Source organism: Ralstonia sp. RRA, from assembly GCF_037023145.1.
Classification (GTDB): Bacteria; Pseudomonadota; Gammaproteobacteria; order Burkholderiales; family Burkholderiaceae; genus Ralstonia.
In genome coordinates this window covers 170932-195618 of the sequence record NZ_CP146092.1, presented here as the reverse complement: position 1 = coordinate 195618, position 24687 = coordinate 170932, and the positions used below count along the sequence as shown (strand labels likewise).

The following is a 24687-nucleotide window of genomic DNA, read 5'->3' as shown; positions in this document are numbered from 1 at the left end:
AGTCTCAAGTCTCGTCAGGCTTCGCTGTCGGTATGGACGGGGTGGGCCAGCAACAGATCCAGCAAACCTTGCGCTGCCACCGACAGGCTGCGCCCGTCGCGCCGGATCACGTACAGCGTGCGCACCAGCCCTGGTAACGGTAGCGGCCGCACCACCAGCTCTGGCAGGCGGAACTGGAACAGCGCCAGCGCCGGAATGACGGTAATGCCCAGATTGGCCGCCGCCAGCGCAGCGGCCGTGGCCAAGTGCTCGACCTCCATGCCGCTGCGCAACTTCGTCGGGTGCAGTGCAGCGTCGAGGTATTGCCGGATGCTCGTGTTGCGCGCGAGGTGGATGAACGGCGCGTCGACAAGGTCGCTCACGCTGAGCGAGGGTTTGTGCGCGAGCGGGTGACCCTGATGGCAGACGAGATGGAAGTCGTCTGTGCAGAACGGCTGCGCGGTCAGCCCGGCCATGTCTGCACCGATGGCTGCAATGGCGAAGTCCGCCGCGCCGCGCCGGACCATGTCGATGCACGGGTCTGACAGTAAGTCGTGCAGGGCGAGTTGAATGCCAGGATGTTGCGCGGAAAAGTCCGCCAGCACGCCCGGCAGAATGCCCGCCGCAATCGATGGCAGCGCGGCCACCGTCACACGCCCCGTGCGCGCAGCCGCGCGGTCGCGCAGTTCGGCAAAGGTGGCCTCGAAGTCCGCCAGCAGGCGCAGGGCGGATTCGGCAAACGCTTCGCCCTCGGGCGTCAGCTCAACGTGGCGTGTGTTGCGATCGAACAGGCGCACGCCGGCATCGGCTTCCAGGTTCTGGATCAATGCACTGAAGGCCGACTGCGACAGATGGCAGGTTTGTGCCGCCTGCGTGAAGTTCTTGTGCTCGCGCAGCGCGGCAAAGGCGCGGAGCTGCTTGACGGAGAGGTTCATGGCGAAGGTGGGGCGTGGTGCGCCAGCTTAGCCCGGAATCTCCAGGGTGAGCAGCGCACTCGACAACGACTTGCCATGCGCGTCCAGCGCCAGCGAGCGTGTTACGCCGCCGGCCAGCGCGCCGTGCAGCACGAAGTTGAGCGAGCCCAACTGCGGCAGCACGTAACGTTCAACATCGCCGTGAACGAGCTCGGCGAAATGCGCGCGCACGCGTTCTGCCGTTACGTGTTGCTCCAGCACGGCAAAGTCTTCATCGCGATGGGCGATGACGGAAATGCATGAGATGTCACCCTTGTCGCCGGCACGGGTGTGGGCAAGGTCGCGGAGGATGCGGGTCATGTCAGCTCTCCAGAATCTGCACGTTGTGAGGCGCCAGCTCGGCCGGGATCAACGTTGACGCGACGGCGATGACTTCACGCGCGCTCTTGGTCGCACCGCCGCCGCCGGAGGGGCCACAGGTCAGCAGCGTTTCCACCTCGTTGCCGATGCGCACGGCTTCGGCCATCGACGTCGTGCGCGCCGCCACCCGCACCCGCACTTCATACGGTTCCGCATCCGCGCGCGAAAGGGCAGCGCCGTGCAGCGCATCCACGCCGATCAACTCGAAGCGTGTCTCCGTCATCTGCACACCGGTGAGCGCCAATCGCTCGCGCACGATGTCGAGCGCCAGCCTGCCGCGTGCCACTGCGTTGGGGCCGGCATAGCTGATCTGGCCCTCGCCGATATAGCTGTCGAGATAGCCGATCGATACCTTTAGCTGACCGGTGCGCGGTGTGCCCGTTGCGCCTTCGATGACGACGCGATCGGTGCCATCGGTGTACATGCGTACGTTGGAGAAATCCGCCACCACATCGGGTGTGAGGTAGCGTGCGGGGTTGTGGATCTCATACAGCAACTGCTCCTTGCACGTTGCCTCGGTGACGAGGCCGCCGGCTGTGGCCACCTTGGTGATGAGCACGGCACCGTCCTCACCGACTTCACCGATGGGGAAGCCTAGGCGCGCGAGATTGGGCACGTCCTTAATGCCGGGGTCGGCAAAGTAGCCACCCGTGATCTGCCCCGCGCATTCGAGCAGGTGCCCGGCCAGCGTGCCGCAGCCCAGGCGATGCCAGTCGTCCATGCGCCAGCCGAAGGCGTGGATGAGTGGCCCAAGCGCCAATGCGGGATCAGCCACGCGCCCGGTGATGACGACGTCTGCGCCTAGCGCCAGAGCATCCACGATGCCCTGCGCACCGAGGTACGCATTGGCCGACACCATGCGTGCACCGAGCGACGCAACGGGTTCACCGCCATCCATCAACGTGAAGTCCTGGCCGCGCGTTTGCAACAAGTCGTACACATCGTCGCCGGTGACAGCCGCCACGCGCAGCTTGAGGCCAAGCTCGCGGGCAATGTCGCGCGTGCGTTCCGCTGCAGCTTGCGGGTTGGCTGCGCCCATGTTGGTGACGATGCGGATGCCGCGCGCCGCGCAGGCCGGCAGCACCGCGCGCATGCGTGCTTCGAGCAGCGGGTCGTAACCGTGCGATGGATCTTTGCGGCGCACCTGCTGCGCGAGCGCGATGGTGCGCTCGGCCAGGCACTCGAACATCAGTACGTCGATGTCGCCGTGCTCTGCCAGTTCCAGTGCAGGTTCGATGCGGTCGCCCGAATAACCGGCGCCGCCGCCGATGCGTAGTGTTTTCAACTGGGTCGTCATGCCATCACCACGGAAGCACGCCCAGCACCACCGCCGCTGCGGTCATCAGCAGCGAGGCACCGAACAGGAAGGGGATCGAGAATTTCTGGTGGTCCGCCAGATCGATGCCGCACAGGCCGACCACGAGGAAGGTCGCGGGCGTAAGCGGACTGACCGGAAAGCCCGTCGTCATCTGGCCGAGCACAGCAGCCTGCGCCACGTGGACCGGTGCCACGCCCAGCATCTTCGACGCTTCTGCCACCACCGGCAGCACACCAAAGTAGAACGAATCCGGATCGAACAGCAGCGACAGCGGCATCGACAGCACGCCCAGCACCACCGGAATGTGGTGCGCCATGGCAGGCGGGATGAAGTCGACCGCCGTCTTCGCCATCGCCGTGAGCATGCCGGACTTGCTCATGATGCCGGTGAACACGCCTGCCGCCAGCAGGATGCTCGCCATCATCAGCGCGGCCTTGGCGTGGGCATCCACGCGCTGGCGTTGCTGATCGACGTTCGGGTAGTTGATGAGCAGCGCGGCCACTACGCCCAGCATGAACATCACCACCGGGTCGACTTTGCCGCTCACCATCACGCCCATCACCACGACGGTCAGCACGAGGTTGATCCAGAAATTGCGTGGGCGGCGCAGCGCCTGTTCGGCCTCCGTGAGCGGGCGGGCGACGACTTGTGTGGCGCCACCGTGGTTGGCAAGGCCCAGGCGTTTCTCTTCACGTTTGCCCAGCAGCCAGGCGCACGCGAACACGAAGACGAGCCCCGCAATCTGCACCGGGATCAGCGGGTTGAAGATGTCCGTCACCGGCATGTGCAGCGAGGCCGAGGCGCGAATCATCGGGCCCGTCCACGGCAGGAAGTTCACGCCGCAGGCCATCGACGTCACGCACGCGAGGATGCGGCGGTCCATGCCGAGCCGGTCGTACAGCGGCAGCATGGCCGGAATGGTGATGAGGAACGCCACCGCGCCCGAGCCGTCCAGGTGAATCAGCAGCGCCAGCAGCGCCGAGCCCACCACGATGCGCGGCGGCCGGCTGCCCACGGTGCGCAGGATGCGGTCGATGATCGGGTCCAGCATGCCGGCATCCGTGACGATGCCGAAGTACAGGATGGCGAAGATGAACATCCCCGCCACGGGCGCCACATCCTTGATGCCGCCGATGATGAACTTGCTGGTGTTGAGCCCGAAGCCGCCCACAAGCGCGGCGATGACGGGAATGGCGATGAGCGCAACCAACGGCGACATGCGCTTCGTCAGGATGACGACAAACAGCGCGACGATGGTCAGCAGCCCGAGCAGTGCGAGCATGGTCTCCTCCGAGTGCTTGGAATCGGAATCCCTGTTGGCGGGATTTACAGGCGACTGTAGAAGCTGGTGATCTGCCTGTGAAACCGAATATTTGGATGGATTGAGCTGATTTGACGATAAGTGATGTAGGCGCCGCTCGGAAAATCCCGGCAGAATGTGGCGCGTTCCAACCCGATGCTGGAGACTCTGTGAGCACTGCCCCGACCATCCTGATCCTGCCTGGCTGGCAGAACTCCGGCCCCGAACATTGGCAATCGCGCTGGGAGGCGTTGCACGGGGATCGCCGTGTTCAGCAGCGCGAGTGGTTCACCCCCAAACGGACCGACTGGGTGACCGCACTGGATGAAGCCGTGCGTGACGCACCGGGTGATGTCGTGCTGGTGGCGCACAGCCTGGGCTGCGTGCTGACGGCGCATTGGGCAGCGGCATCTGCCCACACAGCGCGCGTGCGCGGTGCCTTGCTGGTGGCGCCACCGCAGCTTGGCCGCGAAGATTCGCCACCCGAGCTGATTGACTTCCAGCCGGTGCCGCAGCAGTGTCTGCCGTTTCCGGCCACCCTCATTTTCAGCACCAACGACCCCTTCAGCGATGCCGTCTGGAGCCGCCAACAGGCCGAAGCCTGGGGCGCTACGCCCATCGATCTGGGGGCGCGCGGTCATATCAATGCCGAATCGGACCTGGGCGACTGGCCGGAAGCCCGCGCCATCGTTACTAAGTGGAGCAAAAGCCCTATTTGAGATGAGGGCTTGACCCTAAAGCTTCTTCAGGGTTTTGAATGGAGGCATGAAACCAGATCTCGCCTCCGCCCTCCTATCCCACAACCACGCCGCCAAGCCGGAAGCGTCTGGCTGCGGCGGTTGCTGCGGTCACGATCATCCCGTTGCACGGGAGTCTGCCGACCACGCGCACCAGCCTGGAAACGGCCATGACCACGGTCACGACCATGAACATGACCATGACCACGAACATGAGCAGGCGGACGGCAAGGGCCATAGCTGCAGCCACGATCATGCGCATGCACACGGACCGGCACCGGTAGTTGCCCCCATTGATGCCGCGGTCCTGGCCCGCGCCAAGGGACGCACGAAGGTCCGCATCCAGCAGATGGACTGCCCGACCGAAGAACGCATGATCCGCAACAAGCTGGGCAACGCCGCCGGCGTGATCGCGCTGGATTTCAACCTGCTGGAGCGCCACCTCACCATCCACCACACCGTGGACGACGTCACGCCGTTCCTGGAAGCGCTGCGCGCCATCGGCATGGATGGCGAGGTGCTGGAGGCGCATGACCGCGCGGCTGCGGCGTCTGCTGAGCCCACTGGCATCTCGCGTCGCACGTGGCTGCTGGGTATCGGCGGTGTGGCCGCGTTTGGCGCGGAAGCCATCGCCTGGTCCCTGGGGGATCACGCTTGGCCGGTGCTGGCGCTGGCGCTTGCCTCTATCGCACTGGCCGGCGGACCGACGCTGCGCAAGGGCTGGATTGCCGTGCGCGCGCTCACGTTCAACATCAACTTCCTGATGGCGGTGGCCGTCATCGGCGCGCTGCTGATCGGCAAGTGGGCGGAAGCGGCCATGGTGATCTTCCTGTTTGCCGTGGCCGAAGCCATTGAGGCACGCGCCCTGGTGCGTGCCCGGGATGCGGTACGCGCACTGATTGCCATCGCCCCCGATACTGCAGAGTTGACTGACGGCAATGGCGGCTGGCGTGATGTGGCCGTTGACACGGTCGCCATCGGCGCACGCCTGCGAGTACGCACGGGCAGCCGTGTGCCAGTGGATGCACGCATCGTGAGCGGCCGCGCAGCGCTGGACGAATCGCCCGTCACCGGCGAGAGCCTGCCGGTGGAGAAGACCGTGGGCGACACCATCCTTGCCGGCACCATCGTCACCGACGGCGTGATCGAGGCCGAAGCCACGGCGGTGGCCGCCGACAGCACGCTCGCGCGCATCGCTGGGGCCATTCAGGAAGCGCAGTCGCAGCGCGCGCCCACCCAACGCTTCGTCGACAAGTTCTCGTCCATCTACACGCCCGCCATGATGCTGCTGGCGCTGGCGGTTGCCGTGGGCGGGCCCCTGGTTACTGCCGATGGTTGGCTGACGTGGACGTATCGCGCGCTGGTGTTGCTGGTGATCGCTTGCCCCTGCGCACTGGTGATCTCCACGCCGGTGACGGTGGTCAGCGGCCTGGCTGCAGCGGCGCGACGCGGCATCGTCGTCAAGGGCGGTGTCTATCTGGAAAGCGGCCGGCGCCTGCGTGCGCTGGCGCTGGACAAGACCGGCACGCTCACTGCTGGCCGCCCGGTGCTGGATGCCGTGGTGTTGCCTGATGACACGCGGGGCACGCGCCGCGCCGTGGCGGATCTGAGTGTCGCCACGGATGGCGCCCACCTGCAGGCACTGGCTGTGGCCGCCGCGCTAGACGCCAATACCACGCATCCGATTGCCGTGGCGATTGTGCAGGCTGCGCAAGCGCATGGCGCCGTAGATGCGGGCGCGGTTGAGGACCTGTCCGTGCTGCCGGGCCGTGGTGTGGCCGGCACGCTGGGTGGCGTGCGCTGGCACCTCGGTAACGCCGCACTGGTGGCTGAGCGCGGCTTTGATACCGCCGACTGGCGCGCCGCCGCGGAAGGTTTGCAGGCTGAAGGCATGTCCGCCGTCACGCTGTGCGACACGAACGGTGCGGTGGCACTCTTCGGCGTGCGTGACCGCGAGCGCCCGGAAAGCGCACAGGCCATCGCTGAGCTGCGTGCACTGGGTGTGCAGCCCGTCATGATTACCGGCGACGACCGCCGCGCGGCACAGGCCATCGCCAAGGCGGTCGGCATCGACAACGTCCATGCCGAGCAACTCCCCGCCGACAAGCAGCGCGTGGTGGGCGAACTTGCCGCACAGCATGGCTTTGTCGGCATGGTCGGTGACGGCATCAACGACGCCCCGGCCCTCGCACGCGCCGACATCGGCTTCGCCATGGGCGCAGCGGGCACGGCCACGGCACTGGAGGCTGCGGACGTCGCCATCATGGACGACGACCCGCGCAAGCTCGCCGGCTTCATCCGCATCAGCCGTCGCACGGTGGCGGTGCTGCGTCAGAACATCGTGCTGGCACTCGGCATCAAGGCGGTGTTCCTCGCACTCGCCGTGATGGGTGACGCCACGCTGTGGATGGCCATCTTTGCCGACGTGGGCGCGAGCCTGCTGGTGGTGTTCAACGGGCTGCGGGTGATGCACACGCGCGTCTGATCATCGCGATCCGACAGCGCGTGCACGAGAAGACCATCAACGCAAGCCGGTGACGCGCGCGTCCTTCGGGTAGGTGATGAGGTAGTCGGCGGAGAAGCGGGCGCTCTGTCCGGCCGGAATCGTCTGCTCCCATGCGATCACGCCCGGGCGGTGCTCCCAGTCGCGCTTGGCCGGCTCCGGCGAGAAGGTTGAGCGCACCTTGATGTCGTCGGACTGGCTGACCGGCGTGGCTTCTAGGATCTCGACGGTGATCGCGTCACGGTGCTGGTTTCGCACCGTGTAAAGCGCCCCAAGCTGGCGCTCGTTGCGGTTGTCGAGCAAACCAACGCTGCGCTGGAAGGTATTGGGTGTTTCCACCACCACCGTCACGAAATCATCGCGGCCGAAGGGAAGTGTGATCTTCTGGTCTTCACCTGCCGGATTCCACGTCGTTGTCCCCACGACCGCGCCGTCGCGGCGCAATTGCAACGTGCCGCCCGGCCAGACGCCCTGCGGGCGATCCACGGTCGCGATCAGGTAAGCAGCGCGATCCATGCGGGGTGTGCTGCGCGCCGTCAGCTTGGCGGGCAGCGTTTCGCTTGCCAGCGAGAAGGTCACCTTCTGCGCATCGGACGGCAGTTCCACGGCGCCGGGGACTTCAAATTCGGTGGAGAAGGTGGTCTGGATGGTGTTGACGTCAAAGAGCGGGGCGTCTTCCGTCCCACGAAGCCCCCAGCGCGAGGTTTCCGAGGCGACGGCTGCCGGCGCGACTGCCCTTGAGAACACCGGCGCAGGGGCGGCTTTGGGTGTGGGCTGCGGTTGCTGGATGTCCAGTTGCCATGCATACGGCTCCGGACCACGAGGCGTATTGCGTGGCTGGCCCGTCGACAGCCGCAGCCGAACGCCGCGCCAGTCTTCCCCGGTTGATTGCGCAACTGTTGCCTGTCGCTCAACGACGACGTTCGAGTGCACGGAATCCACACTTGCCTGATATGCCGGCCGCCAGCCCGCACGCGCGGTCTGGTAGCTGACGCGCAATTCGCCGCCACGCGGTGCTGCCACGGCAATGCGAACTGTGCGCAGCGTGTCGGCGCCCGAACCATGCGTGCGTTGCAGCGCATCGAGCTGCGCTTTCAACTCGGCGTCGCGCTTCTTCAGTTGCTCTTGCCGCGTGAAGACTTCCTGCGCGTTACGCGCCAGCGCATCGGTGGCGCGGCCCAGTGTTGAGAAGTCCGTGGCCGGTGCACGCCCATCGCCGCCGGTACGTTCACTTACCGCCTTCAGGTAGCTGGCCGACAGCGCGTTCGCCTGCAGTTGCACGTCGAGCGCGGCTCGCTGATCTTGGAGAGTGCGGATCTGAGTTTCCAGGGCAGTCTTTGCGCAAGTACTGCCTTCACTGGGCACGGTTTCCACACGCACATCACCCACGCGGATGGCGCTCTCGCTCTCGACACGCAAGCTGTCGGCATCGAATGTGGTTGGCAGGCAGGTCAGCTCGACACTGCGTGCACCGGCGGCAACGGTGGCGGTGCGCACAACCGTGGCGCTATCCGGATACAGCGTGACATCGGTGATGCGCGATGGCGTTGCGGCATGCGTTGCCGCAGCGGCGGCCATCGTGACCGCGCCGAGCGCCATGCGTTGCTGATGCAGAAAATGCGTTGCCGTTTTCGTCTTCATCCGCCCCATCCACATGTCGTGAAATGCGGCGAGTATCGCACGTCAAAGTGACGTGCCCGGCAGCAGGTATGGCCCGTCAGCGATGCACGCCGCGGATGTGACGATGTGCGTGTTCGGCCTCGCCATGATCATGGTTGTGGCCGTGGGGGCTGGTGGCGACCGGCTCTTCATGCAGCGACTGCAGCACGCCGCATTCCGCCACGGATGCGGCCGTCGTGCAGCGCAGCCCGATCGATTCGATCTGGCGCTTGAGTTCGGTCAGCTCGGCAATGCGTGCTTCAACATGGCGCAGGTGGTCGTCCAGCAGATGATTGATTTCCTCGCACGAGGCCTGCGGGTTGCTCTGCAGTTCCAGCAACCGGCGGATTTCGGTATGCGCCATGTCGAGCGACCGGCACTTCGCAATGAAGGCCAGTTGCTCGGCATGCTCGGGTGTGTAGACGCGGTAGTTGTTGGCGGCGCGCGCCGGCGGCGGCAGCAGGCCCTGCGCTTCATAGAAACGGATGGTCTCGATGCTGATGCCCGTGCGCTGGGCGAGCTCGCCAATTTTCATATGCGTTGAAAAAGGGGATTAGAAAACGGTCGGTTCAGCGGTGGCTGCCTCAACGCCAGCGACTTTCAGGCAGGCGCTCATGCAGGCGCGGCAGGCGGTTGCGCAGCCGCTGCAATGGCCTTGGCCGTGATGATCGCATTCTTCCGCACACTGGTTACAAATCTCGGCGCAGTCTTCCAGCAGCAGTTCAGCAAATTCACTATTGCGCTCCAGGAACCTGCGCGTGATGGCGCAGTATTCTGCGCAGTCCGTACACAGGCTCATGCAGCGCGCCATGGTTTCAGCGTGGCCGTTCTTGCCGGATTCCGTCGCGCAATGCTCGCAAGCGGTTTGGCAAGCATGAAGCGCCTGGATCACACTGGCAAAACGCTTGGCATTGTCTTTCGCGGTCGGACGATTGGTCATGTCGATTCTCCTTTGGCAGTGGACGTGCACGCTTGCGCGCTTCGGAAGGGATGGGCCGGGGCGTGCCCGGGCCGCATCTCTCCAATTTAGCAACTGGCGCTCCACTGCGTGAGGCCGACTTGTGCGTACTGGGCGTTAAGCCGCTTGTGCCGCGCTCTTGCCGCTGCGCAGCATGCCAGTGCCGGCACGCGCTATCAGGCGATTGACACCACCCACTACCGCACGAATCGACGCTGTCGTCAGGTTGGCATCCACACCCACGCCGAACACGCTGCCCGCCACACCCGGTGCAGCCATCTCTGCGAAGGCAATGGCATCGGCATTGGCGCCCTGGCCCAAGGCGCGCTCTTCGTAGTGATGGACCGACACGGGTGCCGTCAGCACGTGCGACAGCGCGTGCACCAGCGCATCCAGCGGCCCGTTGCCGGTGCCTTCACAGACGTGCTCATGGTCGTCGATGTTGACCACCAGGCGGATGTGCTGGCTGCCGTCATCCTGTTCTGTCAGGCGGTGCGATACATAGCCGACGGCGCCATCCGTGCGCAGATACGTCTGTTGAAACAGTGCCCAGATGTCGGCACCAGTGACTTCACGGCCGCTTTCGTCGGTCAGTTGCTGCACGGTGCTGCTGAACTCCACCTGCAGCCGGCGCGGCATCGCCACGCCGTAGCCCGATTCCAGCAGATACGCGATGCCACCCTTGCCCGACTGGCTGTTCACGCGAATGATCGAGTCGTACGTGCGGCCCACATCGGCCGGGTCGATCGGCAGATAGGGCATCTCCCAGAGAGCATCGGGTTGTTGCACCGCAAAGCCTTTCTTGATCGCGTCCTGGTGCGAGCCAGAGAACGCCGTGAACACCAAGTCGCCCACGTACGGATGGCGCGGGTGCACGGGCAGTTGCGTGCAGTCTTCGCAGGTACGTGCCACGTCATTGATGTGCGAGAAATCCAGCGCCGGATCGACACCCTGCGAGTACAGGTTCAGCGCGAGCGTAACGAGATCCACGTTGCCGGTGCGTTCGCCATTGCCGAACAGGCAGCCTTCCACGCGGTCGGCGCCGGCCATCACCGCCAACTCGGCCGCGGCCACCGCAGTGCCACGGTCATTGTGCGGATGCACGGAAAGGATGATCGAATCGCGGCGCGCCAGGTTGCGGTGCATCCACTCGATCTGGTCGGCGTAGATGTTGGGCGTGGCCATCTCCACCGTGGCCGGCAGGTTGAAGATGATCTTGTGCGTCGGGCTGGGGTCCCAGACCTCGGTCACTGCGTTGCAGACTTCCAGCGCAAATTCCAGTTCGGTGCCGCTGAAGACTTCCGGGCTGTATTGGTACGTCCACTGCGTCTCAGGCATCGTCTCCGCAATCTCGCGGATCAGCTTGGCGCTTTGCACGGCAATGCGCTTGACGCCTTCCTGGTCGGTATTGAATACCGTGCGGCGGAATACCGGCGCGATGGCGTTGTAGAGATGGATGATCGCGCGCTTGGAACCACGCAGGGATTCCATCGTGCGGCGGATCAGGTCTTCACGTGCCTGCGTGAGCACCTCGATGGTCACGTCGTCGGGGATGTGTCCGCCTTCGATCAACTCGCGCACGAAATCAAAATCGGTCTGGGAGGCAGCGGGGAAGGCGGCTTCGATTTCCTTGAAGCCGATCTGCACGAGCATCTTGAACATGCGCATCTTGCGCTCGGCGTTCATGGGCTCGAACAGGGCCTGGTTGCCATCGCGCAGGTCCGTGCTCATCCAGATCGGGGCGCGGGTGATGGTCTTGTTGGGCCAGGTGCGATCGGCGAGGGCGATCTGGGGGAAGGGGCGGTACTTGGTGGCGGGGTTCTTCAACATGGTGTGGATGTCCTGTGAGATCGAGATCGGTGGATTACGTCAGGGACGACCGCGCGTGCGGCGTCCGGCGTGGCCGGGTTCGGGGTGCGGGTGTGGCGGCCAGACAGCCACGGGCGCGTGGTCTGGCTGCCGGGCGATAGTCGGGTCAGTAGTCGTAGCGAAAGCAGGATCGAGGTCGGCATGCGAAGCTCCAAATCGGTGAACGGATTACCGGATGACGCCACATCAGACGAGGCCCGTCGCCTGTTGCGCAACGGACCAGTCAAACACCGGAACGAGGGGGGGAAGAGAGGTCTACGCGCTTACACGCGTAGTAGGGAAGCGGATAGCGATAGCAGACCGCGCACGCACGAGAGGGTGCGGGCAGGAGCGGTGAGAAGGGCGATCTGCTGGGAGTGCATTCTTCGATACTGCGGGCGGACGCGGGCGTTGTCAAGTTGCCTGGGCGAAAATCGGACGGTTCCGGATCGCACCTGGCAGGGCGGCAAATCGCCTCGTCCGCCGGAAATCCCATGTGAAGTACTCGCCAGCAAAACGTAAGCGAACCTGCTTTAATACACCCCGTCCATACCGCCGGCCCGCTGTATCAAAGGCTTTATAACGGTAAGACTCCCTCATGCCCCACAAGGAGAACACCACAATGGTCACGTTGAACATCAACGGCAAACCGGTGGAAGTTGATGCCGATCCGTCGACGCCGCTGCTTTGGGCGCTGCGCGACAACCTCGGCCTGACCGGCACGAAATTCGGTTGCGGCGTTGCGTCGTGCGGTGCGTGCACGGTGCACTTGAATGGTCAGCCCACGCGCAGTTGCGTGCTGCCGATCTCCGCGGTGGCCGGTCAGCAGATCGCCACGTCTGAACATATCGCCGATGACAAGGTCGGCAAGGCTGTGCTCGACGCTTGGATCAAGCACGACGTGGCGCAATGCGGCTATTGCCAGAGCGGCCAGATGATGAGCGCGGTGGGTCTGCTGCGCAGCAAGAAGAAGCCGACCGATGCCGACATCGACAGCGCGATGGCCGGCAACCTGTGCCGCTGTGCGACGTACCAGCGTATCCGCGCGGCGATTCATGACGCCGCGAAGTCGTTGGCCTGAGCCCCACCGGAGAATTCATGATGCGTATTCGAAATCTTGAAGCACTGGCTGGTGGCGGCGCGCACCCTCAACCGGCCTCTGCGGACGCAGGTGTGGCGACACTGGATCGCCGTAGCTTTCTGAAGCTCACGTCGCTGGCCGGCAGCGGTCTTGCACTTGGTATTGCGCCGGTGCTGGCAGGCGCACAGGACGCGAAGGCCAAGCCGCCTTCGCCGCCGCAGGCGTTCATCATCATTGCCCCGGACAACACCGTGAGCGTGGCGGTGAACCGTCTGGAGTTTGGTCAGGGTGTGCACACCGCGTTGCCGATGGCGCTGGCGGAAGAACTCGACGTCGACTGGCGCAATGTTCGCGGCGTCCTGGCGCCGGCGGGCGATCCGTACAAGGACCCGGGCTTCGGCATCCAGATGACGGGCGGCTCCACTGCGCTGAACCACTCGTTCCAGCAATACCGCGAGCTGGGTGCGCGCGCACGCGCCATGCTGATTTCGGCTGCTGCGCAGCGTTGGAATGTGGATCCTTCTACGTGCCAGACGGCCAATGGCGTGATCACCTCGGGCAGCAACCGCGCCACGTATGGCGAGCTGGCGCAAGCCGCGATGGCGTTGCCGGTGCCGGCGCAGGTCACGCTGAAGAACCCGTCGCAGTTCCGTATTGTCGGCAAACCCACGCCGCGTCTGGATGCACGTGCGAAGCTCGACAGCTCGCTCAAGTTCGGCATCGATACGCGCTTGCCGAACATGAAGGTAGCTGTGCTGGCTCGCCCGCCGCGCTTTGGCGGCAAGGTGGCCAAGTACGACACAGCAGCGGCCAAGGCTGTGAAGGGCGTGGTCGATGTGCTGCAGATCCCGACGGATCGTGGCGGCACGGGTGTGGCCGTCATTGCCGATGGCTACTGGCCGGCCAAGCAGGGCCGCGACGCGCTGCAGGTGAGCTGGGAAGACACCGGCTCGACGGTGTCGACGCCAGCGTTGATGGAGGCGTACAAAAAGCTCGCCAGCCAGCCCGGCACGGTGGCCAAGCCGGCTGACGTGAACGCCATCCAGTCGGCGCCCAAGCGCATTCAGGCCGACTACGAGTTTCCGTATCTCGCACACGCACCAATGGAGCCGCTGAATTGCACGATCGACGTGCAGAGTGCTGGCGGCAAGATCAGTGGCGCGAAAGTGTGGGTCGGCTCGCAGTTCCAGACCATCGACCAGGGTGCGATCGCCAAGGTGCTGGGCGTGGCCCCAGAGAAGATCGAGCTGAACACGATGATGGCTGGCGGCGGCTTTGGCCGGCGCGCGATCACCACGTCGGACTACGTGGTGGAAGCCGCCAACGTGGCCAAGGCGTATGCAGCCGCAGGCCACAGTGGCCCCGTCAAGGTGATCTGGAGCCGTGAGGACGACATCCGCGGCGGCTACTACCGCCCGATGCATCTGCACCGCGTGGACGTGGGTGTCGACAACAGCGGCAAGGTGGTCGGCTGGAATCACGTGATCGTCGGCCAGTCGATCCTCAAGGGCACGCCGTTCGAGGCGTTCATGGTCAAGAACGGTGTCGACAGCACGATGGTCGAAGGCGTGATCGAGAACGATTACGGCTTCCCCTTGCAGCTGACGGTGCACCATCCGGACGTGAACGTGCCGGTGCTGTGGTGGCGCTCGGTTGGCCACACGCATACGGCTTTCGTGATGGAAACGATGGTCGATGAGGTGGCGCACGCCGCCAAGCAAGATCCGGTGGCCTTCCGCCTGGCGCGCTTTACCGACAAGGAGCACGCGCGTCATCGCGCCGCGCTGCAACTGGCCGTTGACAAGTCCGGCTACGGCAAGCGCAAGCTGCCGAAAGGCCAGGCTTGGGGCGTGGCGGTGCACGCATCGTTCGAGTCGGTGGTGGCCTATGTGGTGGAGGTGTCGATCGACAAGGGCAAGCCGCGCGTGCATCGCGTGACAGCCGGTGTGCACGCCAACCGCGTGGTCAACCCGATGGGTGCGGAAGCGCAGATCCAGGGTGCCTGCGTGTTCGGCCTGGCGATGATTGCTCCGGGCTTTGCCATCGAGATCGAGAACGGCGCGACCAAGAACAGCAACTTCCCCGACTACCCGCCCGTGCGCATGCCGGACGCGCCACCGGTGAACGTGTTCTTCGTGCCGTCGGAAGACAACCCGACCGGCCTGGGCGAACCCGGTACACCCGCGATCGCGCCGGCCGTGGCCAACGCGGTGTTTGCGTTGACGGGCAAGCGCCTTCGCAAGCTGCCGTTCGACACGGTGTAATTGTCATCATCGCGTGATGCGATTGGAGCCGGCATGCAGCAATGTGTGCCGGCTTTATTGTTCAGCGGACTGTTTCTTGCGTCCGCGCTTGTGTTGTCTTTCCACCCGGAGGAGCACGTCATGGCATTGAACATCCTGTACACCGCCCACGCCACCGCCACAGGCGGCCGCAACGGCCACACGCAAACCGACGATGGCCAGGTCTCGCACGACCTGTCGATCCCGAAGGCAATGGGCGGCCCAGGCAAGCCCAACACCACCACGCCAGAAGACTTGTTTGCCGCCGGCTATGCCGCGTGCTTCGGCTCGGCATGCGACTTTGTCGCCAAGAGCATGCTCAAGCTCAACCCGAGCAGCGTCGAAATTCACTGTGACGTGGGCATTGGTACGCGTTCCGAAGGCGGTTTCGGCCTGAAGGTCGGGCTGACCGCGCGCGTTGGTGGCCTGTCGCAAGCTGATGCTGACAAGCTGGTGGCCACGGCACACGAGGTGTGCCCGTACTCCAACGCCACGCGCAACAACGTGGAAGTCACGCTCAAGACTGAGGTGGTTTGATGCACAAGCGGCCCGTTGCTGGTGCTGTTGTTGGGGTATTGCTGGCCGCGGGCCGCGGCAGCCGGTTCGACCCTGCGGGTGCGGTGAACAAGCTGCTCGCCACGCTGCCTGACGGTGGCGGTATACAGGCGGGCACGCCTGTCGCCGTGCAGGCTGCGCGGCATCTACGGCAAGCCGTGGGGGATGTGGTGGCCGTGGTGCCCGCCGCCGCTACGCATGGCGCGCAGGTTGAGCAACTGGCTGTGCTGTTGGCCGAGGCCGGTTGTGATGTCGTGCGATGCCCGACGGCGGCCAACGGCATGGGTGCCAGCCTGGCGGCAGGCGTTGGCGCTCGTCCCGACGCAGGCGGTTGGGTCATCGCCCTGGCTGACATGCCGTGGATTGCCCCCGAGACCATTGCGCAGGTTGCGCAGGCGCTCGACGCGCACCACTGCGTGGCGCCGTTCCACGCAGGGCAGCGTGGCCACCCCATCGGCTTCGGCGCCAATTTCTTTGCCGGTTTGACCTCGCTCGACGGCGATGAAGGCGCGCGGCGCCTGATTGATCCTGCCATGCTCGTCCGGATCGACAGCAACGACGCCGGCATCCTGCGCGATGTCGATACCCCCGCTGATCTGGCGTAGCGCCCCGATTCTTCGCAGTTGCACAATTTGTTCACAGCAACGCCCAAACCGCCTGCGAAACCGGTCGCAACCGATTGACGCACAAGGATTTGTTGCTTGATGTAACGGCCGCACACGATGTGGATAACTTTCGCCAGACCTGCCCGTTTTACGTTGTCGACACGTTTGCAGGAATCCGTCAAGCCCGTTGTCATGTCAACGGTTAACGGCATGCCGGGTTATGCACAGAACATGTGGATAAGTCTGTGGGAAACGTTGTCCGACCCGCGTGGCGACGGGCTTTGGTCGGCATTGCTCGGGGATTTGGCACACCCCGTCGGGTTGACACGGTGAGCTTCTTGCAACGTTTGATTACAACCGGAAACAGAATGTCAGGCGGTCTTCGACCAGACTCCCGGTACGCGATGACGACGATCCCGGCGATCTCGGGTCGCGACCGACGCATTTGAAGGAGAAGAACATGGTCCGGGTACTGACGATTTTTCTGGCGGCTGCCACGGTGTTGACGGCAACCGGTTGTGCCGACATGACGGCGCGTCAACGCAATACCGCCATCGGCGCGGGCGTAGGCGGTCTCGCTGGTGCCGCACTGATCGGCGGCCCAGGTGCAACGCTGGGTGGTGCTGCGTTGGGCGGCCTGGTGGGCAACGTATCGACACGCTGATACGGCGATACGCACATCGTTCAAGCGAAAGCGGACCCGGGTGACAACCGCGGGTCCGTTTTTTTATGCCTGCGCGCGGCTGAGTGAACGCAGCAGACTCTCGAGTGCGGGCACCTCGAGCGGGCGGCCAAACAGGAAGCCCTGCACCTCATCGCAGGCGTGTGTCGAGAGAAAGGCCGATTGTTCGGGCGTCTCTACGCCCTCTGCGGTTACGGTCATGTTCAGCGCGCGCGCCATCGCAATGATGGTCTTCGTCAACGCCACGCAGTCGGCCACCGCTGGCACGCCGCTGATGAACGAGCGGTCGATCTTGATATTGTGAATCGGCAGGCTGCGCAGGTACGACAGCGACGAGAACCCGATACCAAAGTCATCGAGCGAGATGCGCACGCCGCGCGCGGCCAGGCTCGTCAGCAGACGTTGCGTCGACAGGCGATCGGCCAACAGCACGCTCTCCGTCAATTCCAGCTCGAGCCGCGACGACGTCATGCCCGACGCCTTGAGCGCTTCGTCCACATCGCGCTCGATCACGCCGGCATCGCATTGCCGCGCCGATACGTTGACGGACACGCGCCCCGTGAAGCCGAAGTTGCGTTCCCACACCTGGCCCTGCGTGCATGCCTGCATCAGCGCCCAGCGGCCAAGCTCAAGGATGTAGCCGGACTCTTCCGCCACGGCGATGAACTCGGTGGGTGAAACCGCGCCCAGCTCCGGGTCGGACCAGCGCATCAGCGCTTCCACTGCCACCAGTTCGCCCGAGGCAAGCGCGTACTTGGGCTGATACACCAGCCGCACCTGCCCGCGCGCGAGGGCGCGGCGCATGCGTTCGTTCAAGGTGAAGCGGCGCAGCATCTGTGTTTCCAACGCACGCGAGTATCGCGCGATGCGGTTGCGGCCGTTCTCCTTGGCACGGTACATGGCGGCCTCGGCATGGCTGACCAGTGTGCCGGCATCGCTGCCGTCTTCCGGATATGCCGCAACACCAATGCTGGCGGACAGGTGCAGTTCGCGGTCATCGCCGGTAAAAGGCTTGGCCAGCGCATCGAGCACCTGCTGGGCGAGTGCGTTGACGGTGTCGGTGTCGTCGATCGCCACGCAGAACTGGTCACCGCCTAGGCGTGCCAGCAATGCACGCTGGCCGGCCTCGGCGCGAATGCGCTGCGCCGCCAGGTTCAGTACCTGGTTGCCGATGTGGTGGCCCATCGCCTCGTTGACGGTCTTGAAGTGGTCCAGCCCGATGTAGAGCAGCGCGGCCCGGCCGGTGGAGGGCAGGGCCAGGCGTGCGTCGAGCCGTTCGATGAACGCCGCGCGATTGGGCAAGCCCGTCAGCGAGTCCTTTGTTTCCAGCAGGCGCAACTGCTCGTGGGTCGAACGTTCCGCGGTGATATCGGTAAAGATGACCAGCACCGCATGCGGCGAGGCGCTGTCCGGTGAAAACATCGGCAGCACGGATTCGCGCAGCCAGACAATCTGTCCATTGCCGGCTGGTACGCCCACCACCACGTTGCTGATGGCGCGTCCGGTGCGTGCTGCTAGCGTGGAAGGCCATGCTGCGCGCGGCAGGATGGCGCCGTCTTCACCGAGCATCATGTCGCTGAGTGCCATGCGCGGGCGGCCTTTCCATGAAGCGCCCGACAAGCGCAGGATCTCGGACGCGCTGCGGTTGTACGACAGCACACGGCCATCGGTGGACAGCGTGAGCACGCCTTCGCTCAAGTGGTTGACGACCAGGCGGTATTGATCGCGCAGGTCACGCGCTTGGGCGTACTCGCCTTCCAGGCGCAACAGCTTGACCAGCGCGCTGACATAACTGGCGCAAGCGGTGCGCAATGCAGCGTCATCGGGTGTAGCGGCTGGTGTGGGGTAGAACAGGCACAGCAGATCACCGCTCGACGTCATGCCGCCGTGCTGGGCTGGGATGCGGCATAGCCACGCGGGCAGCGCCTTGCCAAGCACGTGCGTGAGTACCTCATGCAGGGCGGCCGGCACATTGGACCGGCGAATCAGTTCAATGGGGGCCACGTCGTTCAACAGCGGAGCGATGCGTGCAAGTTCAACATCGAGCTCGCCGGAGACTGGCGCGACCAGTTGTTCGCGGGCGGCTTGTGTGCCATACAACCGCGCCCGCCCGGATACCACACGCGTCACGACGCATAGCGTGGTGGGCAGCGCTGCCTCAAGTGCGCGCAATACCGCGTGCAGGCGCTCCCCGAGCGACGCGGCAGACGGCAGCGTAGACAGCAGATGATCGAGGTGTTCGTGCGGCAACGCCGCGCCGATGGCCTCGGCGCTGAGGATGCGCTCGCCCGCCTTGCCAGGCAGTTGCGCATCAAGCGGCAAAGGCAGCCCGTGCACCACGACCTGCTGTGCGGGCAGGCCATCGAAACGTGTCGGCGTGACGGTCAGCCGGACGGTGACCGGCGCCTCGGATGTGCCCAGGTCAACAGCGGAAGCCACCTCTGCGGCGGCTGTATCGGGCGTCTGCGGATCAGCATCGGCGCCTGCGTACGCATTCAGCGCGGCGGGCACATCCTGAAAGAAGCGCGAGAACGGCTCGCCGAGCAGCTGATCGACCGAGAGCGCGCGCACCATGCTGATGCCGGCCGCATTGGCGTACACGATGCGGCCTTCGAGAACGACATAGAGGGGAACGGGCAGACTTTGTGCCGACAGCGGGTAGGAAAGTTCGTCTTGCATCCCACGCTCCAACCAATGGTATTGCCCGAGTACCACGCAATGAATGTGTCCGCGGGCAACGCAACAGGCGCCAGCCTGCGGAGGCGGGACAACGACTTTTATGATGCGCAAAAGTTGCGTGTCGCGCAAATCGTTGATTTGTGATTTATACAACACACTAAATGTTAGGTTTGTCTGCGCAGTTCTCGGTGGTTTGCAGCATTCGCTGAAAAGGGCGGTTCTACCGATACGGATTCGATGACGCGAGTAACACCGCATCTGAAGCGCTTCCCTTGTCGGTGAAATGCCGTTTGGTTCGGCAAGGCGTGCACGCCAATCTGCGCGCCGACATCAAGATACAAATTCGCATTGTGAGGACGAGACAGCTGTTCACTCGACCGATGAACGTTATGGAAAGAAAAAATTGTGCCTGTAAGCAGCATGTGTGCTGGCGTGCCGAAGCGCAAAGCCGGCTGTAAAACGCGGGCAAGGACGGATTCATCGTGGGCGTATCCAACCATCCATCCGCAGGGTATGCCGCTTTGAAACGGTTTTAGCGGCGCTCAAACATCGCTCCAGAGTGGTGAAGCAATGCGGTACCAACGCCAGTCGCTATGTCGCTTGATGGGCGGCGGCACGGCTGGTCGCCTGCAATGTACCGGCGTAAGTCGGCATCGGAAATTGCAGGACCCAATGGCACTTGCTAATGTGGTGGCACTGAAATGCAGTGCCTTGCAGGTTTGCAGTCTCGTCTCATCGCGTATACCAGATGAATGCATCAACCTGACTTTCTGGTTGAATCCTGAGCATTCGGTGTGCCTGATTTGATTCGGCCGCTTTTGGTGCACTTGCGGCAAGCCGCGGTGCGCGATCAAAACCGTTGAAATTTCATTTCAGTTATGAATACAATTGAACTAATATCTGACCCACAACAGGATTTATTGGGAGCGCATATGGCGACATACAAGGAATTGGTTGCACAAAAGGCCAAGCTGGAAGAGCAGATCGAAACCGCTCGCGCCAAAGAGTTGGAAGCCGTTATCCAGCAAGTGCGTCAAACGGTTGCCGAATACGGCCTGACGGCTGAAGACCTGGGCCTGGCACCGCGCCGCGGCCGTCGTGCTGGTGCCAAGGCACCCGTGCCGGCGAAGTACCGCGATCCGAAGACGGGCGCAACGTGGTCTGGCCGTGGCCGTGCACCGGCCTGGATCGGCAAGAACCGCGACAAATTCCTGATCGCCTGATTTGCCCTTTTCAGTACGGCGGCCCACCAGACCGGTGGGCCGTTTTTGTTGGAGCGCATGGGCGTTCCTGACTATAACGTCGACATGACGCCCCGCCTCCCCAAATACCTCGAACTGGCCGATCGCATCCGGCTCGACATCCTGCATGGCGCCTTGCCGGCTGGCAGTATTGCCCCCAGCGAAAACGAAGTCGCCCAACGTTACGGCGTATCGCGGCTGACTGCGCGCCGCACGCTCAATGAGCTGGCCGCACGCGGGTTGCTCAAGCGCTCGCGCGGGCAGCGCAGCGTGGTACTCGATCGCGTGGGGCCGCATCGTCCGGTGCTGTACGCACCGGGCCAGTCCGATGCCGCGTTGGAGTATGTGCCCGGCGCCGCTTACACCGTCAGCGCATTCCGGATGGAGCAGGCCGACGAGGTCGTGGCGGCTGCGCTTGGTCTGGAGGTGGGCGCACAGGTGGCGTTTGTGGAGCGCCGCGCGCAGGTCGACGGCAAACCCATCATGCTGTTGCGCACGTGGCTCACCTCAAGGCTGGCGGCGATGCTCGAGGCGCGCGACTTTGAAGATCGCCTGTTCGTGCAGGTTTTCCAGCGCGCCAACCTGACCATCGCGCGCTCGCGCGAGGCGCCGCTGGCGTGCGTGGCGGATGCCCACCAGGCCAGCCAGCTCGACGTGGCAGCTGGCGTGCCGCTGGTGCGTGTGCGCCGCATCGGCTACAGCCTGGCCGATGTACCGATCTCCCTCACGTACTGCGATTTCTCCACCGAGCGTTACACGCGCGAAGTCGACATCCGCGTGCTCCAGAACGACTGAACTTGCGCCTGCGCCAGCACGGTGCAGAAACGGCGCCACACCCCCCGGCGTTGGGACTTGTCTGCTTGAGGTAGTCAAGCTACGCTCCGCCGTTTTGTCACCAAAGCGCTCATTTGTTGTGTCGCAACGCCGTCATGCTGGACTGGCACGGCTGTTGCATTGACCCGCCTCGATTGTGCGGGGCGGGTTGAGCCGCCTTCCCCGCAAAGCAATCCACTCAACCGCGAATGATGGCCTTGGCCGAGATGACTCGGGTTGAGGAGGTCGATGCCTGCCAAGGCTCGATCTGGTTGGGCATTCGCTCAATACCGATTCGGAGCGAAAGTCCGGGCGAATACAAATGGATTCTTTTTTGGCGTCAATTTCTGGAGGAAATCAAACACTATGACAACGCATAAAAACACGACGGTAGGCAAATTTGCGGCCTGTACCTTGACGGTAGCCGCCTTGTCCATGGGGGCCGCTGATGCGGGGGCAGTGGAATGGAGCGATACCTCGATCGGCTATCGCTACGGCACGCAATTTGCCGAGCCGTTTGTCGGCACCGGTATTCACAAGAACGTTTTCAACTTTACGCATGCCGACGGATACAAGTACGGCACGAACTACCTGAACGTCGATCTGCTGCAATCGGACAGCAAGGACAGCAACGCACAGGAAGCCTATGTGGTGTATCGCCACACGCTCGATATCGGCAAGGTCTTCGACAAGAACCTCGGCGCGGGGCCGATCCGTGGCTATGGTCTGACTGCCGGTTTTGATTGGAACACCAAGAACGATACGGGCTATGCGTCCAAGAAGCGCATGCTGGTGGCGGGTCCTACGTTGATGATGGATGTCCCGGGCTTCCTGAACATCAGTCTGCTGATGCTGTGGGAGAGCAACGAGCCGATTGGGGTGACCAGCCGCTACCACTACAAGGCGCATCCGATGCTCAATGCCGCATGGGGCATCCCCATCGGCTCGACGGGCCTGTCGTTTGAGGGGTATGCCAACTACATCGCGGCCAAGGGCACGAACGAATTCGGTGGCCCAACGTCACCGGAATTGAATATCGATGCCATGCTGATGTACGACCTGGGCACGCCTTTGCATCTGGGCAAGAACACGCTGCGCGCGGGCATTGAATATCAATACTGGCGCAACAAGTTCGGCAACCCGGCATCCGTGCCCGGCTCACTGGCAAAAACGCCGATGGTGCGGGTCGAATACCACTTCTGATGCGCTGCTGCCGATATCTTCAGTATCGGCATGAGTGCACAGCGCAGAGCACCGCGATCAAAAACGATTTGGGCTGTTCCGGCGGCATTCCGAATCCGGAACCGTCTCCCCGTCTTGACAGCGGTTGTGAGCGTGCGCTTTCCTTGTCACCGCCCGCGTGTCGACAGCGCGGGCGCGCATTTGCAGCGGCGTCCGGATTCCGGGCGCCGTTTTTGTTGTGCGAGGACGTTGAGTGGGCGGCCAGCCTCAGCCGGTACGAGCCAGGCGCAACGGCGCTGTGGAAGGCTCGGTGCCCGGCTGATTCAGCAGCATGGCACCACGCTGGGTGGCGACGAATACGGCCTCCGTGCGGCTGCGTACTTCCAGCCGGCGGTACAGCGCATTGATGTGCGCCTTGGCGGTGGCCTCCGAAATGCTGAGCATGCGGCTGATGGTTTTGACCGGATGACCGCGCGAGAGCAGAACCAGAATCTCGTATTGGCGTTGGGTGAGTCCCAATAATGCGCAGTCGTCGGCGCCATTGGCGGCACCACCTGTCAGCGTATCCGACCGGGCAAGCACGATTGAGGCGGGTATATAACGGCCGCCGGCCAGCACCAATTCCAATGCCGCTGCAATCAATTTGCCGGAATAGCTTTTCAGCAGATAAGCCGAGATATTCAATTGCATCAGCGCGCGCACATGGGCGGCTGAATCGCTTTCACCCAGCACGGCGACATGCCGTGGGTGCGGCTGCTGCAGCAACCGAGAGAGCGCCGGCAGATCGTCGATGCCCGGCAGGGGCAGGCCGATCAGGGCCAGCTCGGCGTCCGCATGCGCCGCAAGGTTTTCAAAGAGGGCCTCGTCCGGGTCGACGCTGACGACTTCGGAAATGGCCGGCAAAGATTGCAAAACGTGGGTCGCACCGGCACGCACCAAGGGGTGTGCCTCAACTACGATCGATTTCACTGCGCCGCCTGTCTGGTTATGGTTGTTTGCCCATTTCCGGAATATGGCCGGCCGTCGCCCATTTGGATCGGCGAGATCCAAATTGATACAGGCGTGGCTGGTAGAAACGCAATGACGCGCGGTTTCGGTATATTTCCCCGTTCAACCGGCAGTCACCAGGTACGGTGCCGCCGGGCCGAAACCTTGGCATGCCATTCAGGCGCGATTTCTTTCCGGTTTTCTTGTTTATGTCGCCAGGCGCGGGGGATATACCCCGCCAAAATCGGCAGAATAAATCCCCAGCTTGCTTGTTGCACCCATCAATGGGATGTAAACCTTTTTGTTTACCCCGATTGGTGGTGTGCCAGACCCTCTATAGATAGCAGGATCAGGCAGGGGCAGCTAGCCCCACTTTAAACCCATTGACGTAAACGTAAACCGGCGGTTGGCCGTCTTTGACGACCCTGCGGTTTATTGGGCGACGACCGAGAAGCGCGGCATCGACAGTGGTTGCTTGCCGTCGCGGCCGTAGGGCGTGCCGCCGCCGTTGTTGGCTGCGTGCAGGACCGACAGCGCGTTTTGCGTGGCGCGCAGGCGCAGATCGATCAGGGTGCCGTTGTCCAGATTGCGCTGGCGCAGGGTGCGGGCCAGGGCCAGGTTCTCGTCGAACAGGCGGCTGGCGGTCTCATCCGTGCGCAGGTATTTGACCAGCCCGTAGGGATCGGCGCCGCCGTGCTGCGCCCACCACAGGCGGCGCTCGCGGTCGGCTTCGCCCAGGGCGGTGAGCTGCTTCTGCTTGGTTTGGGTGACGCGCTCGAGCTCGACCATGTCGCCGTCGCGCAACGCTTGCGCCTCGGCTTCCAGGGTCAGAGTGGCTGCACGCAGCAGTTCTTGCTCGTCGGCAAGGGTGCGGATCAGCAGTGTGTTGTCCATGTTGGCGACCTTTAGCTGGAGAGCTTGGGCAGCCGCCGGCCGGCACACCG

21 protein-coding genes are annotated in these 24687 nt (G+C 63.8%); 10 read left to right on the top strand and 11 right to left on the bottom strand.

Translation table 11 applies throughout. The features are described from left to right. Window positions 1-14 precede the first annotated feature (14 nt). The 4 genes from V6657_RS18915 to V6657_RS18900 are packed head-to-tail and all read right to left on the bottom strand — an operon-like array spanning window position 15 to window position 3913. On the bottom strand, window positions 15-914 hold the full coding sequence (locus tag V6657_RS18915) for a LysR family transcriptional regulator (RefSeq protein WP_048932909.1): 900 nt from the start codon (window positions 912-914) through the stop codon (window positions 15-17). 27 nt (window positions 915-941) lie between these two features. Next, window positions 942-1253: a hypothetical protein gene (locus V6657_RS18910; RefSeq protein ID WP_048932908.1), complete on the bottom strand. Its 312-nt coding sequence runs from the start codon at window positions 1251-1253 to the stop codon at window positions 942-944. Window position 1254: 1 nt separating this feature from the next. Beyond that, the gene (locus tag V6657_RS18905) at window positions 1255-2610 is read right to left on the bottom strand and encodes an acyclic terpene utilization AtuA family protein (protein ID WP_048932907.1); all 1356 of its coding nucleotides are present in this window, start codon (window positions 2608-2610) and stop codon (window positions 1255-1257) included. Window positions 2611-2614: 4 nt separating this feature from the next. Continuing rightward, on the bottom strand, window positions 2615-3913 hold the full coding sequence (locus V6657_RS18900; RefSeq protein WP_048932906.1) for a citrate:proton symporter: 1299 nt from the start codon (window positions 3911-3913) through the stop codon (window positions 2615-2617). A 188-nt stretch (window positions 3914-4101) separates the two neighbouring features. Between V6657_RS18900 and V6657_RS18895 the strand changes: the two genes are divergently transcribed. Together V6657_RS18895 and V6657_RS18890 are read left to right on the top strand one after the other, a co-directional pair. Next, window positions 4102-4650: an alpha/beta hydrolase gene (locus tag V6657_RS18895; RefSeq protein WP_048932905.1), complete on the top strand. Its 549-nt coding sequence runs from the start codon at window positions 4102-4104 to the stop codon at window positions 4648-4650. Window positions 4651-4696: 46 nt separating this feature from the next. Then, on the top strand, window positions 4697-7153 hold the full coding sequence (locus V6657_RS18890) for a cation-translocating P-type ATPase (protein ID WP_048932904.1): 2457 nt from the start codon (window positions 4697-4699) through the stop codon (window positions 7151-7153). A 36-nt stretch (window positions 7154-7189) separates the two neighbouring features. Here the strand turns inward: V6657_RS18890 and V6657_RS18885 are convergent, their stop codons facing one another. From V6657_RS18885 to leuA, 4 genes are all read right to left on the bottom strand, one after another. Continuing rightward, a complete protein-coding gene (locus V6657_RS18885) occupies window positions 7190-8812 on the bottom strand; it encodes a DUF4139 domain-containing protein (RefSeq protein WP_048932903.1) in 1623 nt (540 codons plus the stop codon). Window positions 8813-8888: 76 nt separating this feature from the next. Further along, the gene (gene cadR, locus V6657_RS18880; protein ID WP_021193448.1) at window positions 8889-9365 is read right to left on the bottom strand and encodes a Cd(II)/Pb(II)-responsive transcriptional regulator; all 477 of its coding nucleotides are present in this window, start codon (window positions 9363-9365) and stop codon (window positions 8889-8891) included. Between the two features lie 18 nt (window positions 9366-9383). Then, a complete protein-coding gene (locus V6657_RS18875; RefSeq protein WP_048932902.1) occupies window positions 9384-9770 on the bottom strand; it encodes a four-helix bundle copper-binding protein in 387 nt (128 codons plus the stop codon). 135 nt (window positions 9771-9905) lie between these two features. Further along, window positions 9906-11618: a 2-isopropylmalate synthase gene (leuA, locus tag V6657_RS18870; RefSeq protein ID WP_048932901.1), complete on the bottom strand. Its 1713-nt coding sequence runs from the start codon at window positions 11616-11618 to the stop codon at window positions 9906-9908. 640 nt (window positions 11619-12258) lie between these two features. Here leuA and V6657_RS18865 point away from each other — a divergent pair. The 5 genes from V6657_RS18865 to V6657_RS18845 all read left to right on the top strand — a co-directional run bounded on the left by V6657_RS18865 (window position 12259) and on the right by V6657_RS18845 (window position 16823). Continuing rightward, complete coding sequence (locus V6657_RS18865) at window positions 12259-12717, top strand: (2Fe-2S)-binding protein (protein WP_048932900.1); 459 nt, start codon at window positions 12259-12261, stop codon at window positions 12715-12717. 20 nt (window positions 12718-12737) lie between these two features. After that, complete coding sequence (locus tag V6657_RS18860; RefSeq protein ID WP_048932963.1) at window positions 12738-14981, top strand: xanthine dehydrogenase family protein molybdopterin-binding subunit; 2244 nt, start codon at window positions 12738-12740, stop codon at window positions 14979-14981. Window positions 14982-15101: 120 nt separating this feature from the next. After that, the gene (locus tag V6657_RS18855; protein WP_048932899.1) at window positions 15102-15536 is read left to right on the top strand and encodes an organic hydroperoxide resistance protein; all 435 of its coding nucleotides are present in this window, start codon (window positions 15102-15104) and stop codon (window positions 15534-15536) included. Continuing rightward, on the top strand, window positions 15536-16159 hold the full coding sequence (locus tag V6657_RS18850) for a nucleotidyltransferase family protein (RefSeq protein ID WP_048932898.1): 624 nt from the start codon (window positions 15536-15538) through the stop codon (window positions 16157-16159). The genes V6657_RS18855 and V6657_RS18850 overlap by 1 nt, the downstream gene beginning before the upstream one ends. Before the next feature lie 460 nt (window positions 16160-16619). Continuing rightward, entirely contained in the window at window positions 16620-16823 is a 204-nt protein-coding gene (locus V6657_RS18845; RefSeq protein ID WP_039596769.1) for a hypothetical protein, read from the top strand. Between the two features lie 63 nt (window positions 16824-16886). Here V6657_RS18845 and V6657_RS18840 read toward each other — a convergent pair whose 3' ends face one another. Next, window positions 16887-19520 (bottom strand): GGDEF and EAL domain-containing protein, encoded by a 2634-nt coding sequence (locus tag V6657_RS18840; RefSeq protein ID WP_048932897.1) that lies wholly within the window; start codon window positions 19518-19520, stop codon window positions 16887-16889. A gap of 932 nt (window positions 19521-20452) precedes the next feature. Between V6657_RS18840 and V6657_RS18835 the strand changes: the two genes are divergently transcribed. The 3 genes from V6657_RS18835 (at window position 20453) to V6657_RS18825 (ending at window position 22777) form a co-directional block, all read left to right on the top strand. Then, on the top strand, window positions 20453-20743 hold the full coding sequence (locus V6657_RS18835; RefSeq protein ID WP_021193457.1) for an H-NS family nucleoid-associated regulatory protein: 291 nt from the start codon (window positions 20453-20455) through the stop codon (window positions 20741-20743). An 84-nt stretch (window positions 20744-20827) separates the two neighbouring features. Next, entirely contained in the window at window positions 20828-21556 is a 729-nt protein-coding gene (locus tag V6657_RS18830) for a GntR family transcriptional regulator (protein WP_048932962.1), read from the top strand. 384 nt (window positions 21557-21940) lie between these two features. Further along, window positions 21941-22777 (top strand): outer envelope protein, encoded by an 837-nt coding sequence (locus tag V6657_RS18825; protein ID WP_248694774.1) that lies wholly within the window; start codon window positions 21941-21943, stop codon window positions 22775-22777. Window positions 22778-23023: 246 nt separating this feature from the next. Here V6657_RS18825 and V6657_RS18820 read toward each other — a convergent pair whose 3' ends face one another. Beyond that, entirely contained in the window at window positions 23024-23725 is a 702-nt protein-coding gene (locus tag V6657_RS18820; protein WP_082170299.1) for a response regulator transcription factor, read from the bottom strand. 450 nt (window positions 23726-24175) lie between these two features. Then, on the bottom strand, window positions 24176-24637 hold the full coding sequence (locus V6657_RS18815) for a flagellar protein FlgN (RefSeq protein ID WP_048935596.1): 462 nt from the start codon (window positions 24635-24637) through the stop codon (window positions 24176-24178). Window positions 24638-24687: the final 50 nt, after the last annotated feature.

Coding starts and splice junctions, on each gene's coding strand:
- V6657_RS18915 (WP_048932909.1), bottom strand. CDS start 914: ATGAACCTCTCCGTCAAGCAGCTCCGCGCCTTTGCCGCGCTGCGCGAG.
- leuA (WP_048932901.1), bottom strand. CDS start 11,618: ATGTTGAAGAACCCCGCCACCAAGTACCGCCCCTTCCCCCAGATCGCC.
- V6657_RS18835 (WP_021193457.1), top strand. CDS start 20,453: ATGGCGACATACAAGGAATTGGTTGCACAAAAGGCCAAGCTGGAAGAG.
- V6657_RS18865 (WP_048932900.1), top strand. CDS start 12,259: ATGGTCACGTTGAACATCAACGGCAAACCGGTGGAAGTTGATGCCGAT.
- V6657_RS18840 (WP_048932897.1), bottom strand. CDS start 19,520: ATGCAAGACGAACTTTCCTACCCGCTGTCGGCACAAAGTCTGCCCGTT.
- V6657_RS18900 (WP_048932906.1), bottom strand. CDS start 3,913: ATGCTCGCACTGCTCGGGCTGCTGACCATCGTCGCGCTGTTTGTCGTC.
- V6657_RS18905 (WP_048932907.1), bottom strand. CDS start 2,610: ATGACGACCCAGTTGAAAACACTACGCATCGGCGGCGGCGCCGGTTAT.
- V6657_RS18890 (WP_048932904.1), top strand. CDS start 4,697: ATGAAACCAGATCTCGCCTCCGCCCTCCTATCCCACAACCACGCCGCC.
- V6657_RS18830 (WP_048932962.1), top strand. CDS start 20,828: ATGACGCCCCGCCTCCCCAAATACCTCGAACTGGCCGATCGCATCCGG.
- V6657_RS18860 (WP_048932963.1), top strand. CDS start 12,738: ATGCGTATTCGAAATCTTGAAGCACTGGCTGGTGGCGGCGCGCACCCT.
- V6657_RS18875 (WP_048932902.1), bottom strand. CDS start 9,770: ATGACCAATCGTCCGACCGCGAAAGACAATGCCAAGCGTTTTGCCAGT.
- V6657_RS18855 (WP_048932899.1), top strand. CDS start 15,102: ATGGCATTGAACATCCTGTACACCGCCCACGCCACCGCCACAGGCGGC.
- V6657_RS18850 (WP_048932898.1), top strand. CDS start 15,536: ATGCACAAGCGGCCCGTTGCTGGTGCTGTTGTTGGGGTATTGCTGGCC.
- cadR (WP_021193448.1), bottom strand. CDS start 9,365: ATGAAAATTGGCGAGCTCGCCCAGCGCACGGGCATCAGCATCGAGACC.
- V6657_RS18815 (WP_048935596.1), bottom strand. CDS start 24,637: ATGGACAACACACTGCTGATCCGCACCCTTGCCGACGAGCAAGAACTG.
- V6657_RS18885 (WP_048932903.1), bottom strand. CDS start 8,812: ATGAAGACGAAAACGGCAACGCATTTTCTGCATCAGCAACGCATGGCG.
- V6657_RS18825 (WP_248694774.1), top strand. CDS start 21,941: ATGACAACGCATAAAAACACGACGGTAGGCAAATTTGCGGCCTGTACC.
- V6657_RS18910 (WP_048932908.1), bottom strand. CDS start 1,253: ATGACCCGCATCCTCCGCGACCTTGCCCACACCCGTGCCGGCGACAAG.
- V6657_RS18845 (WP_039596769.1), top strand. CDS start 16,620: ATGGTCCGGGTACTGACGATTTTTCTGGCGGCTGCCACGGTGTTGACG.